Here is a 2,015-nt window from a genome sequence, read left to right as displayed (position 1 = left end):
GAAGTTCCGCGACCGCGGCGTCGCCGGCACGCTGGGACAGTGGATGGAAGGCGAGATCGCCGCCAGTGAGCCGGTGCGCCTGCAGCGCGACCGCGCGCTCTGGCGCCATCGACTGCCCGAAGCACTGGCACGGCTGATGTCGCCCTTGCTGTGAAGCCGGTCGATGCCTGCCGCGCAACGGACGCGGTAATATTCCGCCACCAAGCCCCGGGGGTGGACGATGCACTGGCTCTTCCTGTTGATGGCGATCGGCTGCCTGTTCATGGCCGTGCGCACCACGTCTATGCCCTTGATGGTCGTCCTGATGCTGGTGTCGCTTTGCCTCTTCGTGGTCTGGATCATCGGGCGGCACGCGCGCAGGCTGGGTGAAACGCGCCGCGACGAATCGCTGATGATCGATCCGGCCGAGCTGCGCCGACTTCGCGAGATCGCGGAGGCGCGGCGCAATGCACCGCCGTCCGAACCGCCCGCACCGTGACCCTGCTCAGCGTCAACGTCAACAAGATCGCCGTCCTGAGGAATTCCCGCGGCGGCGATGAACCCGATGTTGTACGCGCGGCGCAGGCCTGCCTGGCAGCCGGCGCACATGGCATCACCGTGCATCCCCGGCCCGACCAGCGGCACATCCGTCCTGGCGATGTCGACGCGCTGGCGCGGCTGACGCGCGGGCACGGCGTCGAACTGAATCTGGAAGGCAATCCGTTCGCTCCGCCCCGCGACGGTTATCCCGGCTTCCTAGCGTTGTGCGACGCGGCCCGTCCTGCGCAGGCCACGCTGGTGCCGGACGGCGACAGCCAGATCACGTCGGACCATGGCTTCGATTTCGAACAGGATTCGGAACGCCTGCGCCCGCTGATCGCGGCACTCAAGGCGATGGGATGCCGGGTCAGCCTGTTCGTGGATGCCGGCTGCGCGGGACTCGAGAATGCGGCGCACATCGGCGCGGACCGCATCGAGATCTATACCGGCCCATTTGCCGAGGCGGCTTCGCGTGGCGATGCCGGCGATGCGCTCGAGCGCTGCAGGCGCACTGCCGAGCAGGCCCACGCGCTGGGCCTGGGCGTCAACGCAGGGCACGACCTCAGCCAGGACAATCTCGGCGGATTCCTTGCGGCGGTGCCCGGGGTACGCGAAGTCTCGATCGGCCATGCGCTGATCGGCGAAGCACTGTACGCCGGCCTGGACGCGACCGTGCGCCGCTACCTCGAGATCCTGAGCCAGGCCGAGGGCGTCGCGCGGGACTGAGCGGTGTCGATCCCGGCGACGCGCGCCGGGCGTCAGTTCCTCATCACGATGTTGCGCATGCCGCTGGCTTCGGCCTGCGACAGCGCGCTTACCAGTTGCTGGTAATCGGCGCTTTCCGACGCCTCCACCTGCAGCACGGTACGGGGGTCGGCCGTGAGCGCATCTTCCAGCCGCGTACGGAGATCGCCCAGCGCAACCGGACGGTCGTCCAGGGTGTAGTGGCCGCCGACGCCCACCTTGAGCACCAGATCGTTGGGCGGCTCGGCGTGCGTACCGGGAACCGGTTGCGGCAGGAGCGTCTCGATGGGGCGTGACAGCATCGGCGCCGTCACCATGAAGATCACCAGCAGGACCAGCATCACGTCCACCAGTGGCGTGATGTTGATGTCGGCGAGTTCGGAACGGCTTGCAGGAGCGGAGAACGCCATGGCACACCTCCTTCTGTCGGGGACCGTGCCCCTGACGCTACGCCCGCGCTTCCAGGGACGCAAGAGGGTCCCTGTCCGCCCTCCGGAACGAAGAACGCCGCCCCGGAGGGCGGCGTTCGAGAGCGTACCGCTGCTCGTTTCGCGATTACTGCACGAAACCGATCTTCATCATCTGCGCATTCTTCGCAGCAGCCAACACCTTGGCCATCACTTCGTAATGCGCGTCCGACTTGGCTTCGATGCGCAGCTCCGGCTGGTTGGTCGGATCGCGCTGGACTTCGTCTTCCATCTTGCGCTGGAGGTCGGCCACGTTGGTCGGGCTGTTGTTCCAGTACACCGTGT

The 2,015-nt window shown here is 67.2% G+C and carries 4 protein-coding genes; 2 read left to right on the top strand and 2 right to left on the bottom strand.

The window, feature by feature from the left end:
• Window positions 1-220 precede the first annotated feature (220 nt).
• Together AC04L7_RS17560 and AC04L7_RS17555 are read left to right on the top strand one after the other, a co-directional pair.
• Window positions 221-478 (top strand): hypothetical protein, encoded by a 258-nt coding sequence (locus AC04L7_RS17560; protein WP_296278703.1) that lies wholly within the window; start codon window positions 221-223, stop codon window positions 476-478.
• Complete coding sequence (locus AC04L7_RS17555; RefSeq protein WP_435995794.1) at window positions 475-1,245, top strand: pyridoxine 5'-phosphate synthase; 771 nt, start codon at window positions 475-477, stop codon at window positions 1,243-1,245. Before AC04L7_RS17560 ends, AC04L7_RS17555 begins: the two co-directional genes overlap by 4 nt.
• Window positions 1,246-1,277: 32 nt before the next feature.
• On the opposite strand, the gene AC04L7_RS17550 is transcribed toward AC04L7_RS17555, so the two are convergent.
• On the bottom strand, window positions 1,278-1,673 hold the full coding sequence (locus AC04L7_RS17550; protein WP_299344712.1) for an ExbD/TolR family protein: 396 nt from the start codon (window positions 1,671-1,673) through the stop codon (window positions 1,278-1,280).
• 145 nt (window positions 1,674-1,818) lie between these two features.
• On the bottom strand, window positions 1,819-2,015 hold a 197-nt coding region (locus tag AC04L7_RS17545), incomplete at its 5' end, for an ExbD/TolR family protein (protein WP_475513550.1).

The organism is Pseudoxanthomonas sp. LjRoot204_2, from assembly GCF_056175765.1.
The sequence above is the reverse complement of the archived record's forward strand: the minus strand, read 5'-3'. Positions and strand labels throughout refer to the sequence as shown.

What these genes read in the sequence shown, in the direction of transcription:
- AC04L7_RS17560 (WP_296278703.1), top strand. Translation starts at nt 221, where the DNA reads ATGCACTGGCTCTTCCTGTTGATGGCGATCGGCTGCCTGTTCATGGCC.
- AC04L7_RS17550 (WP_299344712.1), bottom strand. Translation starts at nt 1,673, where the DNA reads ATGGCGTTCTCCGCTCCTGCAAGCCGTTCCGAACTCGCCGACATCAAC.